Source organism: Ruegeria sp. CDSC079 (assembly GCF_059610505.1).
Window position 1 is genome coordinate 156,587 of sequence record NZ_JBXWNT010000008.1, and the last position, 14,728, is coordinate 171,314.

Annotated in this window: 18 protein-coding genes; 16 read left to right on the top strand and 2 right to left on the bottom strand. The window is 56.9% G+C overall.

Translation table 11 applies throughout. From position 1 onward, the window contains the following. Positions 1 to 7: 7 nt before the first annotated feature. The gene (gene fnrL / locus AC2FIC_RS16045) at positions 8 to 751 is read left to right on the top strand and encodes a transcriptional regulator FnrL (RefSeq protein WP_281973102.1); all 744 of its coding nucleotides are present in this window, start codon (positions 8 to 10) and stop codon (positions 749 to 751) included. Between the two features lie 72 nt (positions 752 to 823). Then, on the top strand, positions 824 to 1,078 hold the full coding sequence (locus AC2FIC_RS16050; protein WP_142636950.1) for a GlsB/YeaQ/YmgE family stress response membrane protein: 255 nt from the start codon (positions 824 to 826) through the stop codon (positions 1,076 to 1,078). 28 nt (positions 1,079 to 1,106) lie between these two features. Here the strand turns inward: AC2FIC_RS16050 and AC2FIC_RS16055 are convergent, their stop codons facing one another. Continuing rightward, positions 1,107 to 1,946, bottom strand: coding sequence for a universal stress protein (locus AC2FIC_RS16055; protein ID WP_142636947.1), 840 nt, complete (start codon positions 1,944 to 1,946; stop codon positions 1,107 to 1,109). A gap of 195 nt (positions 1,947 to 2,141) precedes the next feature. Here AC2FIC_RS16055 and ccoN point away from each other — a divergent pair, with 195 nt between their 5' ends. The 4 genes from ccoN to ccoP are packed head-to-tail and all read left to right on the top strand — an operon-like array spanning position 2,142 to position 5,576. Further along, on the top strand, positions 2,142 to 3,749 hold the full coding sequence (gene ccoN / locus AC2FIC_RS16060) for a cytochrome-c oxidase, cbb3-type subunit I (RefSeq protein ID WP_142636945.1): 1,608 nt from the start codon (positions 2,142 to 2,144) through the stop codon (positions 3,747 to 3,749). A 14-nt stretch (positions 3,750 to 3,763) separates the two neighbouring features. After that, positions 3,764 to 4,492, top strand: coding sequence for a cytochrome-c oxidase, cbb3-type subunit II (ccoO, locus tag AC2FIC_RS16065; RefSeq protein WP_142636943.1), 729 nt, complete (start codon positions 3,764 to 3,766; stop codon positions 4,490 to 4,492). Positions 4,493 to 4,503: 11 nt separating this feature from the next. Beyond that, positions 4,504 to 4,716, top strand: a complete 213-nt coding sequence (locus tag AC2FIC_RS16070; RefSeq protein WP_142636941.1) for a cbb3-type cytochrome oxidase subunit 3 — start codon at positions 4,504 to 4,506, stop codon at positions 4,714 to 4,716. After that, the gene (ccoP, locus tag AC2FIC_RS16075; protein ID WP_142636939.1) at positions 4,713 to 5,576 is read left to right on the top strand and encodes a cytochrome-c oxidase, cbb3-type subunit III; all 864 of its coding nucleotides are present in this window, start codon (positions 4,713 to 4,715) and stop codon (positions 5,574 to 5,576) included. Before AC2FIC_RS16070 ends, ccoP begins: the two co-directional genes overlap by 4 nt. Positions 5,577 to 5,679: 103 nt before the next feature. On the opposite strand, the gene AC2FIC_RS16080 is transcribed toward ccoP, so the two are convergent. Next, positions 5,680 to 5,862, bottom strand: coding sequence for a hypothetical protein (locus tag AC2FIC_RS16080; protein ID WP_281973103.1), 183 nt, complete (start codon positions 5,860 to 5,862; stop codon positions 5,680 to 5,682). Between the two features lie 100 nt (positions 5,863 to 5,962). Here AC2FIC_RS16080 and AC2FIC_RS16085 point away from each other — a divergent pair, with 100 nt between their 5' ends. The 10 genes from AC2FIC_RS16085 (at position 5,963) to AC2FIC_RS16130 (ending at position 14,301) form a co-directional block, all read left to right on the top strand. Further along, positions 5,963 to 6,838 (top strand): LysR family transcriptional regulator, encoded by an 876-nt coding sequence (locus tag AC2FIC_RS16085; RefSeq protein WP_281973104.1) that lies wholly within the window; start codon positions 5,963 to 5,965, stop codon positions 6,836 to 6,838. A 100-nt stretch (positions 6,839 to 6,938) separates the two neighbouring features. Beyond that, positions 6,939 to 8,366, top strand: a complete 1,428-nt coding sequence (gene ccoG / locus AC2FIC_RS16090) for a cytochrome c oxidase accessory protein CcoG (RefSeq protein ID WP_281973105.1) — start codon at positions 6,939 to 6,941, stop codon at positions 8,364 to 8,366. A 2-nt stretch (positions 8,367 to 8,368) separates the two neighbouring features. Further along, complete coding sequence (locus tag AC2FIC_RS16095) at positions 8,369 to 8,827, top strand: FixH family protein (RefSeq protein WP_496692473.1); 459 nt, start codon at positions 8,369 to 8,371, stop codon at positions 8,825 to 8,827. 3 nt (positions 8,828 to 8,830) lie between these two features. Continuing rightward, positions 8,831 to 11,008, top strand: coding sequence for a heavy metal translocating P-type ATPase (locus AC2FIC_RS16100; protein WP_496692472.1), 2,178 nt, complete (start codon positions 8,831 to 8,833; stop codon positions 11,006 to 11,008). A gap of 5 nt (positions 11,009 to 11,013) precedes the next feature. Further along, complete coding sequence (gene ccoS, locus AC2FIC_RS16105; protein WP_142636927.1) at positions 11,014 to 11,172, top strand: cbb3-type cytochrome oxidase assembly protein CcoS; 159 nt, start codon at positions 11,014 to 11,016, stop codon at positions 11,170 to 11,172. Positions 11,173 to 11,242: 70 nt separating this feature from the next. Continuing rightward, entirely contained in the window at positions 11,243 to 11,440 is a 198-nt protein-coding gene (gene secE / locus AC2FIC_RS16110; protein WP_142636925.1) for a preprotein translocase subunit SecE, read from the top strand. A gap of 201 nt (positions 11,441 to 11,641) precedes the next feature. Next, entirely contained in the window at positions 11,642 to 12,175 is a 534-nt protein-coding gene (gene nusG, locus AC2FIC_RS16115; RefSeq protein ID WP_142637254.1) for a transcription termination/antitermination protein NusG, read from the top strand. Positions 12,176 to 12,382: 207 nt separating this feature from the next. After that, positions 12,383 to 13,186 (top strand): phosphodiesterase, encoded by an 804-nt coding sequence (locus AC2FIC_RS16120; RefSeq protein WP_496870191.1) that lies wholly within the window; start codon positions 12,383 to 12,385, stop codon positions 13,184 to 13,186. Then, on the top strand, positions 13,171 to 14,034 hold the full coding sequence (locus tag AC2FIC_RS16125) for an EamA family transporter (protein WP_496692470.1): 864 nt from the start codon (positions 13,171 to 13,173) through the stop codon (positions 14,032 to 14,034). The genes AC2FIC_RS16120 and AC2FIC_RS16125 overlap by 16 nt, the downstream gene beginning before the upstream one ends. A 36-nt stretch (positions 14,035 to 14,070) precedes the next feature. Beyond that, positions 14,071 to 14,301: a hypothetical protein gene (locus AC2FIC_RS16130; RefSeq protein ID WP_496692469.1), complete on the top strand. Its 231-nt coding sequence runs from the start codon at positions 14,071 to 14,073 to the stop codon at positions 14,299 to 14,301. Positions 14,302 to 14,728: the final 427 nt, after the last annotated feature.

Here is a 14,728-nt window from a genome sequence, read left to right on the forward strand (position 1 = left end):
AACGCGCATGACACAGATTTTCAAAATCGATCATACAAACTGTGAAGATTGTCCAATCCGCCACAGAGCAGTCTGCGCGCATTGCGATGTTCATGAGCTGGAGCTTCTTGAAGGTATTAAATATTATCGCAGCTTCGAGGCTGGGCAGACAATCATCTGGTCCGGTGATCAGATGAATTTCGTGGGCTCGGTCGTGTCGGGGATCGCTTCTTTGACTCAGACCATGGAAGATGGGCGCACGCAGATGGTTGGCCTTTTGCTGCCCAGCGATTTCGTCGGTCGTCCCGGTCGAGATTCAGCGCCTTACGACGTCGTGGCAACGACTGACATTGTCATGTGCTGTTTCCGTAAGAAGCCGTTCGAAGAACTGATGGGTGCTACTCCGCATATCGCGCATCGTTTGCTTCAGATGACATTGGATGAGCTTGACGCTGCCCGTGAATGGATGCTGGTGCTGGGGCGCAAGACTGCGCGCGAAAAAATCGCAAGCCTGTTGTCCATCATCGCGCGCCGGGATGCGTCGATTGGGCAGAACGGGAGTTCCAGCCCAATCGTTTTTGATCTTCCGCTGACGCGCGAGGCGATGGCAGACTACCTTGGCCTTACACTGGAAACCGTCAGCCGTCAGATATCCGCCTTGAAGAAAGACGAGATCATCTTGCTAGAAGGAAAGCGCCGTGTATCTGTTCCGGATATGGGCCGGTTGATGGAAGAGGCAGGCGACGATTCCGATGGCGGGTATCTGGTGTGATTCACATACGGCGTGACCCGTTGTCTTAACCGTGGTTTAGTGGGACCAGTGAAACTGCGTCAGGAGTAAGTCATGGGATTCAGCAGCCTTTTGGCCATGCTGCTTATTGGTGCCATCGCGGGATGGTTGTCCGGAAAGATCATGGAAGGCCGGGGATTCGGCTTGATTGGTAACATCATCGTTGGCGTTGTCGGGGCATTTCTGGCCGGGCTGATTTTCCCAGCCCTTGGTTTTGCCGTTGGCGGCGGTCTGGTCTCGTCAATTATTTTCGCCACCATTGGGGCAATCATTCTGCTTTTCCTGATCGGCCTTGTGAAACGCGGATAAAAGCCGCCCGCTGGCCGGCTCTGCCGTTTCAATGTGCCATGAACACCGGAACAGTCGATTGTTCCAGCATATTGCGTGTCGCGCCGCCCAGGATGGCTTCTCGGAATCGGGAATGCCCATAGGCGCCCATGACGATCATATCTGTTTCGGTATCCGTCGCATGGCGGTTCAGGATGTCCGATACACGCGACATTGTTTTGCTGAGCACGTCGATTTCGCACTTAACTCCGTGGCGCGACAGCATCTGGGACAACAACCCACCGGGGTCCGAGCGATCCGGCCCATGCGTTGGTGGGTCGATCACCACGATCCGCACCTGATCGGCCCCGATCAGGAAGGGTAGGGCGCAGCGAATTGCGCGCATGGCTTCGACGCTTTCGTTCCAGCCGACCAAGACAGTACCGGGCTTGTCAAAAGGCGTCGTGTTTTCGGGTATGACCAGAACCGGAGCGTGACCTTCGAACATGGCTGCCTCGACGATAGGCTCTGCTTCGACGCTGCGGTCTTTTCCGTAAGGTTGCGGCAAAATAACAAGGTCCGAGAACCGCGCCCGATGGGCAACGTGGCGACCAATATCGGCAATCTGGGCCACGCCGCTTTCCGCAGACCAGCGTACGCCGGAACTGTTCAGATAGGTCTCAGCATAGTGCAGGGTGTCCTCGGCCTCTGCTTTGGCGCGGGACAGGGTCTCCTGCAGAATCAGCGCGTTGGCGCCAGCATAGTAATAGCCGGTCTGACTGCGATCGACCCCCAGGCACAGGGCTTCGGCATGCGCATCCTGGGCTGTGGCCAGGGCTGCCATCTGTGCCAGCGCCGGGGCCGATTGTTCCGTTTCCGTTAGAACTGTGAGAAGGGACTTATACGCCATCTTGACCTCTTGCCTCCAGGGCCGTTCCGTCCGCGACATTCCGGCCAAATCATTTCTGTAGCCTTGTCATAATATTCGCTATTCTGTCTTGATACAGATCAAAGCAGTTTGGGCTGTCCTCGGACAAAACAACGACCAGTCAAATGGGTTCCGCGACAAAAAAGAATCGCGCGGAGCATGGCAAAGGGACGCAATATGTCAAATTACATCAAGCTGATCGTGCTTGGTCTGATCGTGCTGTTTGCAGCGATCGGGACCAATTATGCACGCGATTTGGCGTATCAGGTGCATGCAATTCTGGTGATGTTGATCGCCGCGGGATTGTTCATCTGGACGCTTAGAAACACGGATGAGCCAGATATCCTCATAGATCGTTCAGGCGAGTACATGGACGATGTGGTCCGTTACGGCGTAATCGCGACGGCCTTTTGGGGCGTGGTTGGTTTTCTTGCCGGGACATTCATCGCCTTTCAGCTGGCCTATCCGGTGCTGAACTTTGAATGGGCACAAGGATATCTGAATTTTGGCCGATTGCGTCCGCTGCATACATCGGCGGTTATCTTTGCCTTTGGCGGCAACGCACTAATCGCAACGTCCTTCTACGTCGTCCAGCGGACCAGCGCCGCGCGCCTGTGGGGCGGCAATCTGGCATGGTTCGTTTTCTGGGGCTATCAGCTGTTCATTGTGCTGGCTGCGACCGGGTATGTGCTGGGCGGAACCCAGTCCAAGGAATACGCCGAGCCGGAGTGGTATGTCGATCTGTGGTTGACCATCGTCTGGGTGGCCTATCTGGCTGTGTTCCTTGGGACGATTGTCAGGCGGAAAGAGCCTCATATCTATGTGGCGAACTGGTTCTACCTGGCCTTTATCGTTACGGTCGCCATGCTGCATCTGGTCAACAACATGACTATCCCTGTCAGCATCTGGGGTTCGAAATCTGTCATCGTCTGGTCAGGCGTTCAGGACGCAATGATCCAGTGGTGGTACGGCCACAACGCTGTGGGCTTTTTCCTGACAGCCGGCTTTCTGGGTATGATGTACTACTTCATCCCGAAACAGGCCGAGCGACCGGTGTTCAGCTACAAGCTGTCGATCATCCACTTCTGGGCGCTCATCTTCCTGTATATCTGGGCCGGACCGCACCACTTGCACTATACCGCGCTGCCCGACTGGGCCTCGACACTGGGCATGGTGTTCTCGATCGTGCTGTGGATGCCGTCCTGGGGTGGCATGATCAACGGCCTGATGACCCTATCGGGTGCGTGGGACAAGCTGCGTACGGACCCGGTGATCCGGATGATGGTGATTTCGGTCGGCTTCTATGGCATGTCCACTTTTGAGGGCCCGATGATGTCGATCCGAGCGGTTAACTCTTTGAGCCACTATACCGACTGGACCATTGGTCACGTGCATTCGGGTGCGCTGGGTTGGAACGGCATGATCACCTTTGGTGCGCTGTACTTCCTGGTTCCTGTCTTGTGGAAGCGTGAGCGTCTGTATTCGTTGCAAATGGTCAGCTGGCACTTCTGGCTCGCCACTATCGGCATCGTGCTCTACGCCGCGTCGATGTGGGTGACAGGTATCATGGAAGGCCTGATGTGGCGCGAAGTGGATGCCAACGGTTTCCTTGTGAACTCGTTCGCCGACACCGTGGCTGCCAAGTTCCCGATGTATGTGGTGCGAGCTCTGGGTGGGGTCATGTTCCTCGCTGGGGCGCTGATCATGTGCTACAACCTGTGGATGACTGTGCGGAAAGCGCCGGCCAAAGAGGCCAGCCTGACCGTCGCGGTCCCGGCTGAATAAGGAGGGCCGGAGCAATGGCAATTCTCGACAAACATAAGATCCTCGAGACCAACGCGACCCTCCTGCTGATCTTCAGCTTTCTGGTCGTGACCATCGGTGGCATCGTGCAGATCACCCCGCTGTTCTATCTTGAGAACACCATCGAAAAAGTGGAGGGCATGCGCCCTTACACCCCCTTGGAAATGGCGGGCCGTGACATCTATATCCGCGAAGGCTGCTATGTCTGCCACAGTCAGATGATCCGCCCGATGCGGGATGAGGTCGAGCGCTATGGCCACTACTCGCTGGCGGCTGAATCAATGTATGATCATCCGTTCCAGTGGGGGTCCAAACGCACCGGCCCTGATCTGGCCCGTGTCGGTGGTCGTTATTCTGACCAGTGGCATGTGGATCACCTGCGCAACCCGCAGTCGGTGGTGCCTGAATCTGTAATGCCGAAATACGGCTTCCTCGAGCATCGCAAGATTGACGGTAAGTATATCGGTGATGTCATGAAGGCGAATGCGCTGGTAGGCACGCCCTATACCGAAGAGATGCTGGAGAACGCCGTGGCGGATTTCCGGGCGCAGGCCGATCCCGACAGTGACTATGACGGCCTGCTGGAACGCTATGGTGACAAGGTCAGCGTGCGGAACTTCGATGGTCAGCCCGAGCTGACTGAAGCGGATGCGATGGTCGCTTATCTGCAGATGCTGGGAACGCTGGTCGATTTCTCGACCTTCACCCCAGACGCGAACCGGTAAAGGAGGGTGTGATGGAAGAATATACACTCTTACGGCAATTCGCGGATAGCTGGATGTTGCTGCTGCTCTTTGTTTTCTTTGTTGGGATCATAATCTGGGTTTTCCGCCCGGGATCCAGCAAGGAATACAAGGACACCGCGAATATCCCGTTTCGGCATGATGATGCACCAGCGCCCCTGCGGGGCGACGACAATCCCGCCACATCCAAGGAGGCGCGGCAATGAGCAAGACACCTGAAAAACAGCCGGGTGATCCGAGTACAACCGGCCACAGCTGGGATGGTATCGAAGAATTCGAAAACCCGATGCCGCGCTGGTGGTTGTGGACATTCTACGCCACCATCTTCTGGGCGGTAATCTATACGATCATGTATCCCGCATGGCCCTTGGTTCAATCCGCCACTGCTGGCGTTTTGGGCTGGTCCTCTCGCGCTCTGGTACAAGAAGAGATGATTGCGTTTGAAGAGGCGAATGCCCCTTGGAACGCCAAGCTTGTGGAAACATCGCTTGAAGATATCTCGGCAGATCCCGAACTGCAGCAATACGCGGCGAATGCCGGGGGCGCGGTGTTCCGTACCTGGTGTGCGCAATGCCACGGCTCAGGCGCGCAGGGTGCACCAGGATTCCCGAACCTGCTGGATGACGCCTGGCTGTGGGGTGGTTCGCTTGAGGATATCGAGACCACAATCGCCTATGGCATTCGCAACGAGGAAAGCGACGATGCGCGCTATTCCGAAATGCCTGCATTTGGCGAAATCCTGGAACATGACGAGATCACCCAAGTGGTTCAATACGTGATGTCCCTGACCAATGCGCAGACTGATGACGTAGCTGCGCAGGCAGGCAAGGTTGTCTTCGAAGATAACTGTTCGTCCTGTCATGGCGAGGATGGCACTGGTGACGTCTTTCAGGGCGCACCCAACCTGACCGATGCGATCTGGCTCTATGGTGGCGACGCAGAGGCATTGACTGAGACCGTGACCAATAGCCGTTTCGGTGTAATGCCTGCTTGGGAAAACCGCCTTACGGACGCGCAGATCCGCGCTGTGACGGCCTATGTCCACCAGTTGGGTGGCGGTCAGTAAGGCCAAAAGAATACCTTCGGACGGTTCGCCGCCCGAAGGTTAAGGCACCGGCTGTTCTCTCTGTTCGCGCGTTTCCTGAACAGCCGGTGCTACTATTATCAGACTACAGGCCCCCATTGGTGCAGTCCAGATGCGCCTTTTCGCGCGGGCCAGACTTTTCAATCCACCAGTGATGGTCCGGCAGCCAGCTGCTGCGCGCAAGGTCGCGGCTATCTGTGCCAGTGCCTTTGCCGTTAGCCTCTGTTTTGGTGGCTACCATGAAACTTCGTGCCAGTATCGCAAGCATCTGATCCCTCCTGGATTGTGTTGCCGCTGTTATCAGGATTGATCTTTAGCCTGATAAATGCGACTCAATTACCATTCCAATATGTAAGTAGGACTTACAGATGAACTGGATGGATATGCCGCCGCTTGCGGCTTTGCGCGCCTTTTCTGCCTTTGCTGAGACTGGAAATGTTGTTCAGGCAGGGGCGTCGCTGAATGTCAGTCACGCAGCGATCAGCCAACAACTGCGTGCGCTTGAAAAACACCTGGATCTGGCCCTTCTGGACCGATCCGGTAAATCCATGACCCTGACGGCCGAGGGCAAGGTTCTGGCGCGTGCCCTGTATTTGGGATTTGGGGCCATAGGTGCGGCGGTCACTGACCTGAAGCGTACAACCGAGGATCGCCCGGTCCACGTATCGCTGACGGCCTCTTTCGCAGCTTCGTGGCTTATGCCGCGCTTGCCCGCATTTCAGGCCGAGCATCCAGGCATTCACCTTGCGCTGGATCCTTCGCCCCGGTTGGTCGATCTGCGCCCGGGCGGCGTGGATCTGGCGATCAGATATGGGGCAGGGGACTGGCCCGATGTGACGGCCGAACTGCTGTTGCAAAGTCCGATCGTGATTGTCGCTGCGCCATCCCTGTTGACTGGGCGGGCACCTGTGACACCTAAAGCACTCAGCCGTCTGCCCTGGCTTGAGGAGTTCGGCACAACGGAGGCAACGCAATGGCTGGCCCGTCACGGCGTGGACCACAGCCCCGGCGCTGGCCGCATCGCCTTGCCGGGAAACCTGCTGCTTGAGGGAGTGCGCGCCGGGCAGGGTGTAACAGCCACCGTGCGGCATTTTGTCGAAGCGGATATCATTGCGGGTCGATTGGTCGAACTGTTCCGCGAACCCGACGGGCGCGGATACCATATTGTCACCGGTAATATGCCGCTTCGTCCTGGGGTGAAGATATTTATCAGGTGGCTCAGGCGGCAAGCTGGTAAGATGTGACAAAAGGTGTCTTTACGATGCGCTTTTGACCCATGTCAAAGTGGCTGCCCGTATGATCTGGAAGAAGACGCCGTAGAACAGCTACATCTGGAGCCAGCCCGTGAGCGATTCCGACCCCGCCCCCAGCCTATACGCAGCGCGCGAACCGATCTTTCCCCGCCGCGTGTCCGGCCCGTTTCGCAACCTGAAATGGTTCATCATGGCGGTAACGCTGGGGATCTATTACGTCACACCCTGGATCAGATGGGATCGCGGTCCCAGCCTTCCGGACCAGGCGGTGCTGCTGGATCTGGCCAACCGGCGCTTTTACTTTTTCTGGATCGAGATCTGGCCGCACGAGTTCTATTTCGTGGCCGGGTTGCTGATCATGGCCGGTCTGGGCCTGTTTCTGTTTACATCGGCGCTGGGGCGCGTGTGGTGCGGCTATGCCTGCCCGCAGACCGTCTGGACTGATTTGTATATCTTGGTCGAGCGCTGGATCGAAGGTGATCGAAACGCCCGTCTGCGCCTGCATCGTCAGAAAAAGATGGATTTCCACAAAGCAAGGCTGCGTGTCACCAAATGGGTCGCTTGGCTGTTTATTGGTCTGGCAACGGGTGGTGCGTGGGTGTTCTATTTCGCGGATGCGCCAACGCTGGTCCGTGACCTAGTGACCGGAAATGCACATCCGGTCGCCTATACAACCATATTGATCCTGACGGGGACGACCTTTTTGTTCGGTGGGTTCGCACGCGAGCAGATCTGTATTTACGCCTGTCCTTGGCCGCGCATTCAGGCCGCGATGATGGACGAGGATACTCTGGTGGTTGGGTATCGCGAATGGCGCGGTGAACCTCGCGGCAAAGGCAAGCGGACCGCGGATTCCGATCTTGGGGACTGCATTGATTGTATGGCCTGTGTGAATGTCTGCCCTGTCGGTATCGACATCCGCGACGGTCAGCAGCTTGAATGTATCACCTGTGCGCTGTGCATCGACGCTTGCGATGACATGATGGCCAAAATTGGCAAGCCGCGTGGCTTGATCGACTACATGGCGTTGAGCGACGAATCGAGTGAACGCGCCGGTCATCCGCCCAAGAATGTCTGGAAACACATCCTGCGGCCTCGGACCATTATGTATACGGGTATGTGGTCTGCGGTTGGCTTCGCGCTTTTGTTCGCCCTGTTCATCCGGTCTGACATTGATCTGACCGTAGCGCCGGTGCGAAACCCGACATTTGTAACCCTTTCCGACGGCACTATTCGTAACACTTATGATGTACGACTGCGGAACAAACATGGCGAGGACCGCCCATTTCAATTGACCCTGTCCGGTGATCCGGCCCTGAAGATACAGATCGAGGGGGTTGAAGGTGAGACTGTCAATGTGACGGCGGATACGGCACAATTGACCCGTGTTTACATCGTCGCATCGGGCGACACCGGGCCAGCAACTTTGGATACAACGCCGGTCCGCATCTGGGTCGAAGACCTGCAGAGCGGTGAGCGCGCCTATAAGGACACCACGTTTAACGGACGAGGGAACTGAACATGGCTGAACGTAAATTCACCGGCAAACATGCGCTGGTTGTATTCGTAGCATCCTTTGGCGTGATCATCACGGTGAACCTGGTTCTGGCCTATAGCGCGGTGAAGACCTTTCCGGGGCTCGAGGTCAAGAATTCCTACGTCGCCAGCCAGGAATTCAACGAACGCCTGAAGGAACACCAGGCGCTGGGCTGGTTTATCCGCGCCGAGATTTCGGGCGGCTTGCTGATCCTGCATATAACCGATCAGACGGGCGCACCGGTCAAGGTGGCTGACCTGCAGGCCGTTGTGGGCCGCGCGACCCATGTCAAAGATGATTTTGCTCCTGATTTCACATTCGACGGGACTGCATATGCGACTCCGGCATCGCTGGGTCCGGGCAACTGGAACATTCGGCTGGTTGCCAAAGATCACAGCGGGGCCGAGTTTGCACAGCGCGTGCCGCTTTATGTGAAAGGCTAGGGGATGTCTGCGCAGATGTCCTCTGGCACCGCAGCTTGCCCCGGCTGTATCGCCGCCCCGGCAGAGCCCGCAAGGCCGATCCCGCAGGATGTGCAGATCGCGCTGTCATTACCGGGAATTCACTGCTCGGCCTGTATTGCCACGGTCGAGCGTGAATTGAATGCCCAGCCCGGGGTCGAGGACGCGCGCGTGAACCTGACCTTGAAACGTGCGATGGTCAAAGCCGCGCCCGATCTGCGGGCCGCCGATCTGATCCCGGTGCTTGAACGCGTAGGCTTTGAGGCGCACGAGCTGGACCCTGGATCCCTGTCTGCCACGCAGTCCGGCAAGGCTGGTCGCGACCTGTTGATGCGGTTGGCGGTGGCTGGTTTTGCCTCGATGAATGTAATGTTGCTGTCTGTCTCTGTCTGGTCAGGGGCAACCGATGCAACGCGCGACATGTTCCACTGGATTTCGGCAGCGATTGCTTTGCCTGCGATCGCGTTTTCGGCGCAGCCCTTCTTTGCCAATGCTTGGAGCGCCCTGCGCGTCGGTCGCCTGAATATGGATGTGCCGATCGTGTTGGCAATCCTGTTGGCATTGGCCACATCGCTGTGGGAAACCGCGCTGAGTGGTGAGCACGCCTATTTTGACGCCGCCCTGACCCTGACGTTCTTTCTGCTGGCCGGTCGCTATCTGGATTACCGTACCCGCGCCGCCGCCCGATCCGCAGCCGAGGAGTTGACCGCGTTGGAAGTTCCGCGCGCGATCAGGCTGGCCGATGGTCAAGAAGTTGAGGTGCCCGTCGCAACGCTGAGCGTGGGTGATCTGATCCTGGTACGTCCCGGAGGCCGAATGCCGGTGGATGGCGAAATCGTTTCCGGGAAATCCGAGCTCGACCGATCGCTGCTGACGGGTGAAACCTTGCCGGTATTTGCGGAAACCGGTCTGACGGTCAGTGCTGGTGAGGTAAATCTAACGGGTCCATTGACCGTACGGGCGACAGCCGTGGGTGAGGATACCTCGTTGCACCGCATGGCCGATCTTGTGGCCATCGCGGAATCTGGGCGGTCGCGTTATACTTCGCTGGCGGATAAGGCAGCCAAGCTTTATGCACCGGGCGTGCATATCCTGTCGGCGCTGAGCTTTCTGGGCTGGTATATCTATTCCGGCGATATCCGCACCGCGCTGAATATCGCAGCAGCGGTGCTGATCATCACCTGCCCCTGTGCGCTGGGTCTGGCCGTACCGGCGGTGACGACTGCGGCCTCGGGCCGGTTGTTCCGCAAGGGGATGCTGATCAAACACGCCACAGCGTTGGAACGCCTGGCTGAGGTGGATACGGTTGTGTTCGACAAGACGGGAACGCTGACCTCGGGAACGCCGGAGCTGACCAATCTTGCGGATCATGCGCCCGGCGATCTGGAAATCGCACTGGCACTGGCCGAGGCCTCGTCGCACCCGCTCTCTGTTGCGCTGGCGCAGGCTGCCCGTCAAGCGGGGGTCACGCCCGCAAACGTCGAGGGGATCTCTGAAGTTCCCGGGTACGGCACCGAAGGCATCTTTCAGGACCATCCCGTGCGTCTGGGACGCGCCGAATGGACCGGTGGGCAAGAGGCTGAACAAACTGCGGCCTGGCTGTCGTTAGCAGGGCGGGCGCCTTCAGTGTTCTTGTTCTCGGACACATTGCGCGCCGGTGCGGCTGAGGCGGTTCAGGCGTTTCGCGATGAGGGGAAAAAGGTCATTTTGATCTCGGGCGATACGCAAGGCGCGGTTGAGACGCTGGCCGGTAAGCTGGGGATTGAGACATGGATTGCGCAGGCCCTGCCGCAGGACAAGGCAACCCATGTGCAAAGCCTGCGGGATCAAGGCTGCCACGTCCTGATGGTTGGTGACGGGCTGAACGACACGGCGGCGCTGGCCGCGGCGCATGTGTCGATTTCACCGGCCTCGGCGCTAGATGCTGCGCGCGTGGCATCCGATATCGTGCTGTTGGGTAACGACCTGTCGCCGATTGCGGGTGCCTGCGATACCGCGGTTAAGGCAACGAAACGGATTCGCGAGAACTTCCGTATTGCAACCATCTATAATATCATTGCAGTGCCACTGGCGGTTGCGGGCCTAGCCACGCCGCTGATCGCGGCATTGGCAATGTCGACCTCGTCCATTACCGTTTCTCTGAACGCGCTGCGGCTAAGGTGATCTGAATGGAAGTTCTGGCCTATCTCATACCGATTTCCCTGCTTTTGGGAGGGGTTGGCCTGTTTGCGTTCATCTATACCGTTCGGTCGAACCAGTATGACGACCCCGAAGGCGATGCGCGCCGCATTCTAAGCGACGAATGGGACGATAAGCCCAAGCCCTGACGGCCCCCTTGAAATTGCCTCAATGCCCGGTTATGTCCGGCTCATCCGCTAGCAGAGAGAACAAAGCCAAATGGCAACTATGAATCCGATCCAGTTCATTCAGCAGGTCCGTGCCGAGGTTTCAAAGGTCGTCTGGCCAACCCGCCGCGAGGTGTTGCTGACCACGGTCATGGTGTTCATCATGGCAGCACTGACGGCTGTGTTCTTTGCGCTGGTCGATCTTGGTATTCGTGGTGGCCTGCAGCTGATTCTGGGCATGTTCGGTTAAACCGGGCCGGGCAGGTCGGAAACGTCGCTGCCCCCTTGCACAGCTTGCGATGTCAGAGTAGGTGACGCGGTACTATTCGGAATGGGCGTGCGGCGATTCGGGCTGTGCGCCGCTTTTTATTCCGGGTGACGCGACAGATTTTCAATAACGGCTTTTCCGGTACATGGAATGCAGCCGAAGGCAAACAAGGACGACAGGTTCATGGCGAAACGGTGGTACTCGGTCAGCGTTCTTTCGAATTTCGAAAAGAAGATCGCAGAGCAGATCCGCACGTCGGTGGCCGAGCAGGGCCTTGAGGATGACATTGACGAAGTTCTGGTGCCCACCGAAGAGGTGATCGAAGTGCGCCGGGGCAAGAAAGTCACAACCGAACGTCGCTTTATGCCGGGTTACGTGCTGGTACATATGGAAATGTCGGATCAAGGGTATCACCTGGTCAACTCGATCAACCGGGTCACTGGTTTTCTGGGTCCGCAAGGCCGCCCGATGCCGATGCGCGATGCCGAGGTGAACCAGATCCTCAACCGTGTCCAGGAGGGCGAAGAAGCGCCCAAGCTGATGATCTCGTTCGAAATTGGCGAGAAGGTCAAGGTGAATGACGGTCCGTTCGAAGATTTCGACGGCATGGTCGAAGGTGTGGATGACGATAACCAGAAGCTGAAGGTTTCGGTCTCGATCTTTGGTCGGGAAACCCCGGTCGAGCTGGACTTCACTCAGGTCACCAAGCAAAGCTAATTTCCAATTAGCGAAATTTGACAACGCCGCGTTGCCCTGGGCACTGCGGCGTTTCTTGTTTTGGAGCCTTCAGCCCGTTATCAGACCCGGGCAAATCAGGGCGGAACTGATCTGTCGAAATCGGGATAATCTTTGTCGTAACCAATCGGGATGGGACCCGGCCGCCTGGCATATTTGGACAACCATGTAAGGCAAGTGGGCAGGTAGATGAAATTCATACATATCACAGATATCCACCTTGTTGACCAAGACGGGCACCTGAATGGTGGCGTTCCTTCGACCCAATTTGACCGTTGCCTTGAGGATATCGCCAAATGGCATTCGGATGCAGCGTTTTGCGTGATATCCGGCGACCTGGCCGAGTTTGGAAGGGCTGAAGCCTATCAGGTGCTCAAGTCACATCTGGACGGTTTCCCGCTTCCTTGTCACCTGATGATCGGCAACCATGATGATCGTAAGGTTTTCAGAACGGTCTTTACGGATGACCCTGTGGATTCAAATGGCTTTGTTCAGCAAAGCATCGAGACCGACGCGGGAAAGTTTATCTTTCTGGATACGACAAAAGACGGTGCGGATATGCATGAAGGCCAGCTGTGCACCTTGCGCTTGAATTGGCTGAAAGAACAGCTGATCTCGGCGGGGGATAAGCCCTGCTATTTGTTCATGCACCACCCGCCTTTTGACATCGGCATTCCCTATGTGGACGACATCCGCCTGGTCGAAGCCGAAGTGTTTTTTGAAACACTCGGTCACGGGCGTAACATTCGCCACGTCTTCTATGGGCATGTCCATCGTATGACCTATGTGAACTGGCGTGGCATCCCGTTCACCAGCCTGCCCAGCCTCAATCACCAAATCCCTCTGACTGCCGACAGTGTTGACGGGGAATTCTGTGATGAACCGCCAGCCTATGGTGTTGTGCAGATCGCGGACGACCAGATGACTGTGCACTATAACACCTTTCTGCAGCGCAATCCGCCCATCAGAACTGAGATATGGAACTTGGCCTGATTGTTCTTGTTCTGATTTCGGCGGCGACACATCCGCTGCGGGATCTGTTGTTGAAAGACACGGCGCATCCGGTGTCCTGTTATGTCGGTGTAGCGCTGACCTGGGTCATTCTTGCGGCGCTTCACGCTCGACTGGTCGGCCAACCCCTGACCGTCAGCCGCGAGGTCTGGCCTCTGGTGCTGGTTTCTTCCCTGGGGTTGAGTTTTTATTACTATGGCACGCTTTCGGCCCTGCGCCGGGGCAACCTTTCGGTGTATTATCCGATCATCCGGTCCTCGCCGATTGCCATCGTTGCCTTTAGCTGGCTTGCGCTGGATCAACAGTATTCGTGGCTCATCCTTGTGGGGATTTCGCTGGTCCTGATGGGCAGCCTGATGATCCAGAAATCGCCGGGCGGATTGCTGCATGATCACAAGGCTTTTGCGCTGGCTGTCATGGCGATGCTGGGCTCGGCCGCCTATTCGCTGAGCGACGCAAACGCTATGCAAAAAACAACGCCCGCGCCTTTCCTGTTCTACTGCTATATCCTGGTGACATCGACCCTTGCCGGCATCCGGGCCTGGGAAGATCGCCATATGTCGACCCCATTTCTGGGCGTGGTACGAGGCTGGACACTCGCCCCGTGGCGGATCGTATTCGCGGGGATTGCGTCCTATCTATCCTATCTTTTTATCCTGAAAGCTTTCCAGTTAGGCGCTGAGGCCGCACCTGTCAGCGCGGTCCGGCAGGCCTCGATTCCGGTATCCGTAGTCCTTGCCGCGCTCGTCCTGAAAGAGCCGCGCTTTCTTCACCGCATCGGCTGGGCCAGCCTGATCGCGCTTGGGATATTGGCAATCACACAGTCCTGATTAGCCTTTGCGCGACAACTGGCAAGCAAGGCAGAGGTGCACCAGGTTTTCTACATCACTCGGCGAGGTGGCGAAGCGCCCAAGCTGATGATCTCGTTCGAAATCGGCGAGAAGGTCACGGCCTACTCTGGTCCATTCGTGGATTTCGACGGGATTGTCGAGGGCGTGGATGACCAGAGGCAGGAGGCAAAATTTATTCGGTGGATTTTGAGGGGCCGCATTGCCCTAGCCAGTGCGGCATCTTGGATGGCTGAACGTTTACATTGATGATCTGGGTTGGTACATAACTGCCCTATTGATTTGACCGAATGTTTTTTCCGAAAAGTGACCACAAGGCGTTTTTCATGCGTGCGTTCATCTATTTTGTTTTCTTGATTTTGGCTGCGTGTACCGCTGATGTTTTGTCACCCGAAGTGTTGTCCTCGAAAGTAGCGCGCGCATCGTCCGCAGAGCTGTGTTCCGCATATCGGCTCCCAAGTACGACATTGCGGGGGAAACTGATGATCGAAGCAGAGCTGGCTGCTCGAAAAGTAAACCAATGTGGTTATAGCAATTATGGTCAGTACAGCCTGTCTACAGCTGGGACCAAATCCTACGAGCGACCGTTTTCATCCGAGGCAGCAGGGGGTGACTATGATTGTGATGACTTTCCGAATGGCGCAGCAGCGCAAAGGTTCTTCTTAGCGTCTGGTGG

Excerpts from the sequence above, each read along its gene's own strand:
- fnrL (WP_281973102.1), top strand. The coding sequence starts at position 8 with ATGACACAGATTTTCAAAATCGATCATACAAACTGTGAAGATTGTCCA.
- AC2FIC_RS16080 (WP_281973103.1), bottom strand. The coding sequence starts at position 5,862 with ATGCTTGCGATACTGGCACGAAGTTTCATGGTAGCCACCAAAACAGAG.
- AC2FIC_RS16050 (WP_142636950.1), top strand. The coding sequence starts at position 824 with ATGGGATTCAGCAGCCTTTTGGCCATGCTGCTTATTGGTGCCATCGCG.
- AC2FIC_RS16085 (WP_281973104.1), top strand. The coding sequence starts at position 5,963 with ATGAACTGGATGGATATGCCGCCGCTTGCGGCTTTGCGCGCCTTTTCT.
- AC2FIC_RS16070 (WP_142636941.1), top strand. The coding sequence starts at position 4,504 with ATGGAAGAATATACACTCTTACGGCAATTCGCGGATAGCTGGATGTTG.
- ccoN (WP_142636945.1), top strand. The coding sequence starts at position 2,142 with ATGTCAAATTACATCAAGCTGATCGTGCTTGGTCTGATCGTGCTGTTT.
- ccoO (WP_142636943.1), top strand. The coding sequence starts at position 3,764 with ATGGCAATTCTCGACAAACATAAGATCCTCGAGACCAACGCGACCCTC.
- AC2FIC_RS16120 (WP_496870191.1), top strand. The coding sequence starts at position 12,383 with ATGAAATTCATACATATCACAGATATCCACCTTGTTGACCAAGACGGG.
- nusG (WP_142637254.1), top strand. The coding sequence starts at position 11,642 with ATGGCGAAACGGTGGTACTCGGTCAGCGTTCTTTCGAATTTCGAAAAG.
- AC2FIC_RS16100 (WP_496692472.1), top strand. The coding sequence starts at position 8,831 with ATGTCTGCGCAGATGTCCTCTGGCACCGCAGCTTGCCCCGGCTGTATC.
- ccoS (WP_142636927.1), top strand. The coding sequence starts at position 11,014 with ATGGAAGTTCTGGCCTATCTCATACCGATTTCCCTGCTTTTGGGAGGG.
- AC2FIC_RS16055 (WP_142636947.1), bottom strand. The coding sequence starts at position 1,946 with ATGGCGTATAAGTCCCTTCTCACAGTTCTAACGGAAACGGAACAATCG.
- AC2FIC_RS16125 (WP_496692470.1), top strand. The coding sequence starts at position 13,171 with ATGGAACTTGGCCTGATTGTTCTTGTTCTGATTTCGGCGGCGACACAT.
- secE (WP_142636925.1), top strand. The coding sequence starts at position 11,243 with ATGGCAACTATGAATCCGATCCAGTTCATTCAGCAGGTCCGTGCCGAG.
- ccoP (WP_142636939.1), top strand. The coding sequence starts at position 4,713 with ATGAGCAAGACACCTGAAAAACAGCCGGGTGATCCGAGTACAACCGGC.
- AC2FIC_RS16095 (WP_496692473.1), top strand. The coding sequence starts at position 8,369 with ATGGCTGAACGTAAATTCACCGGCAAACATGCGCTGGTTGTATTCGTA.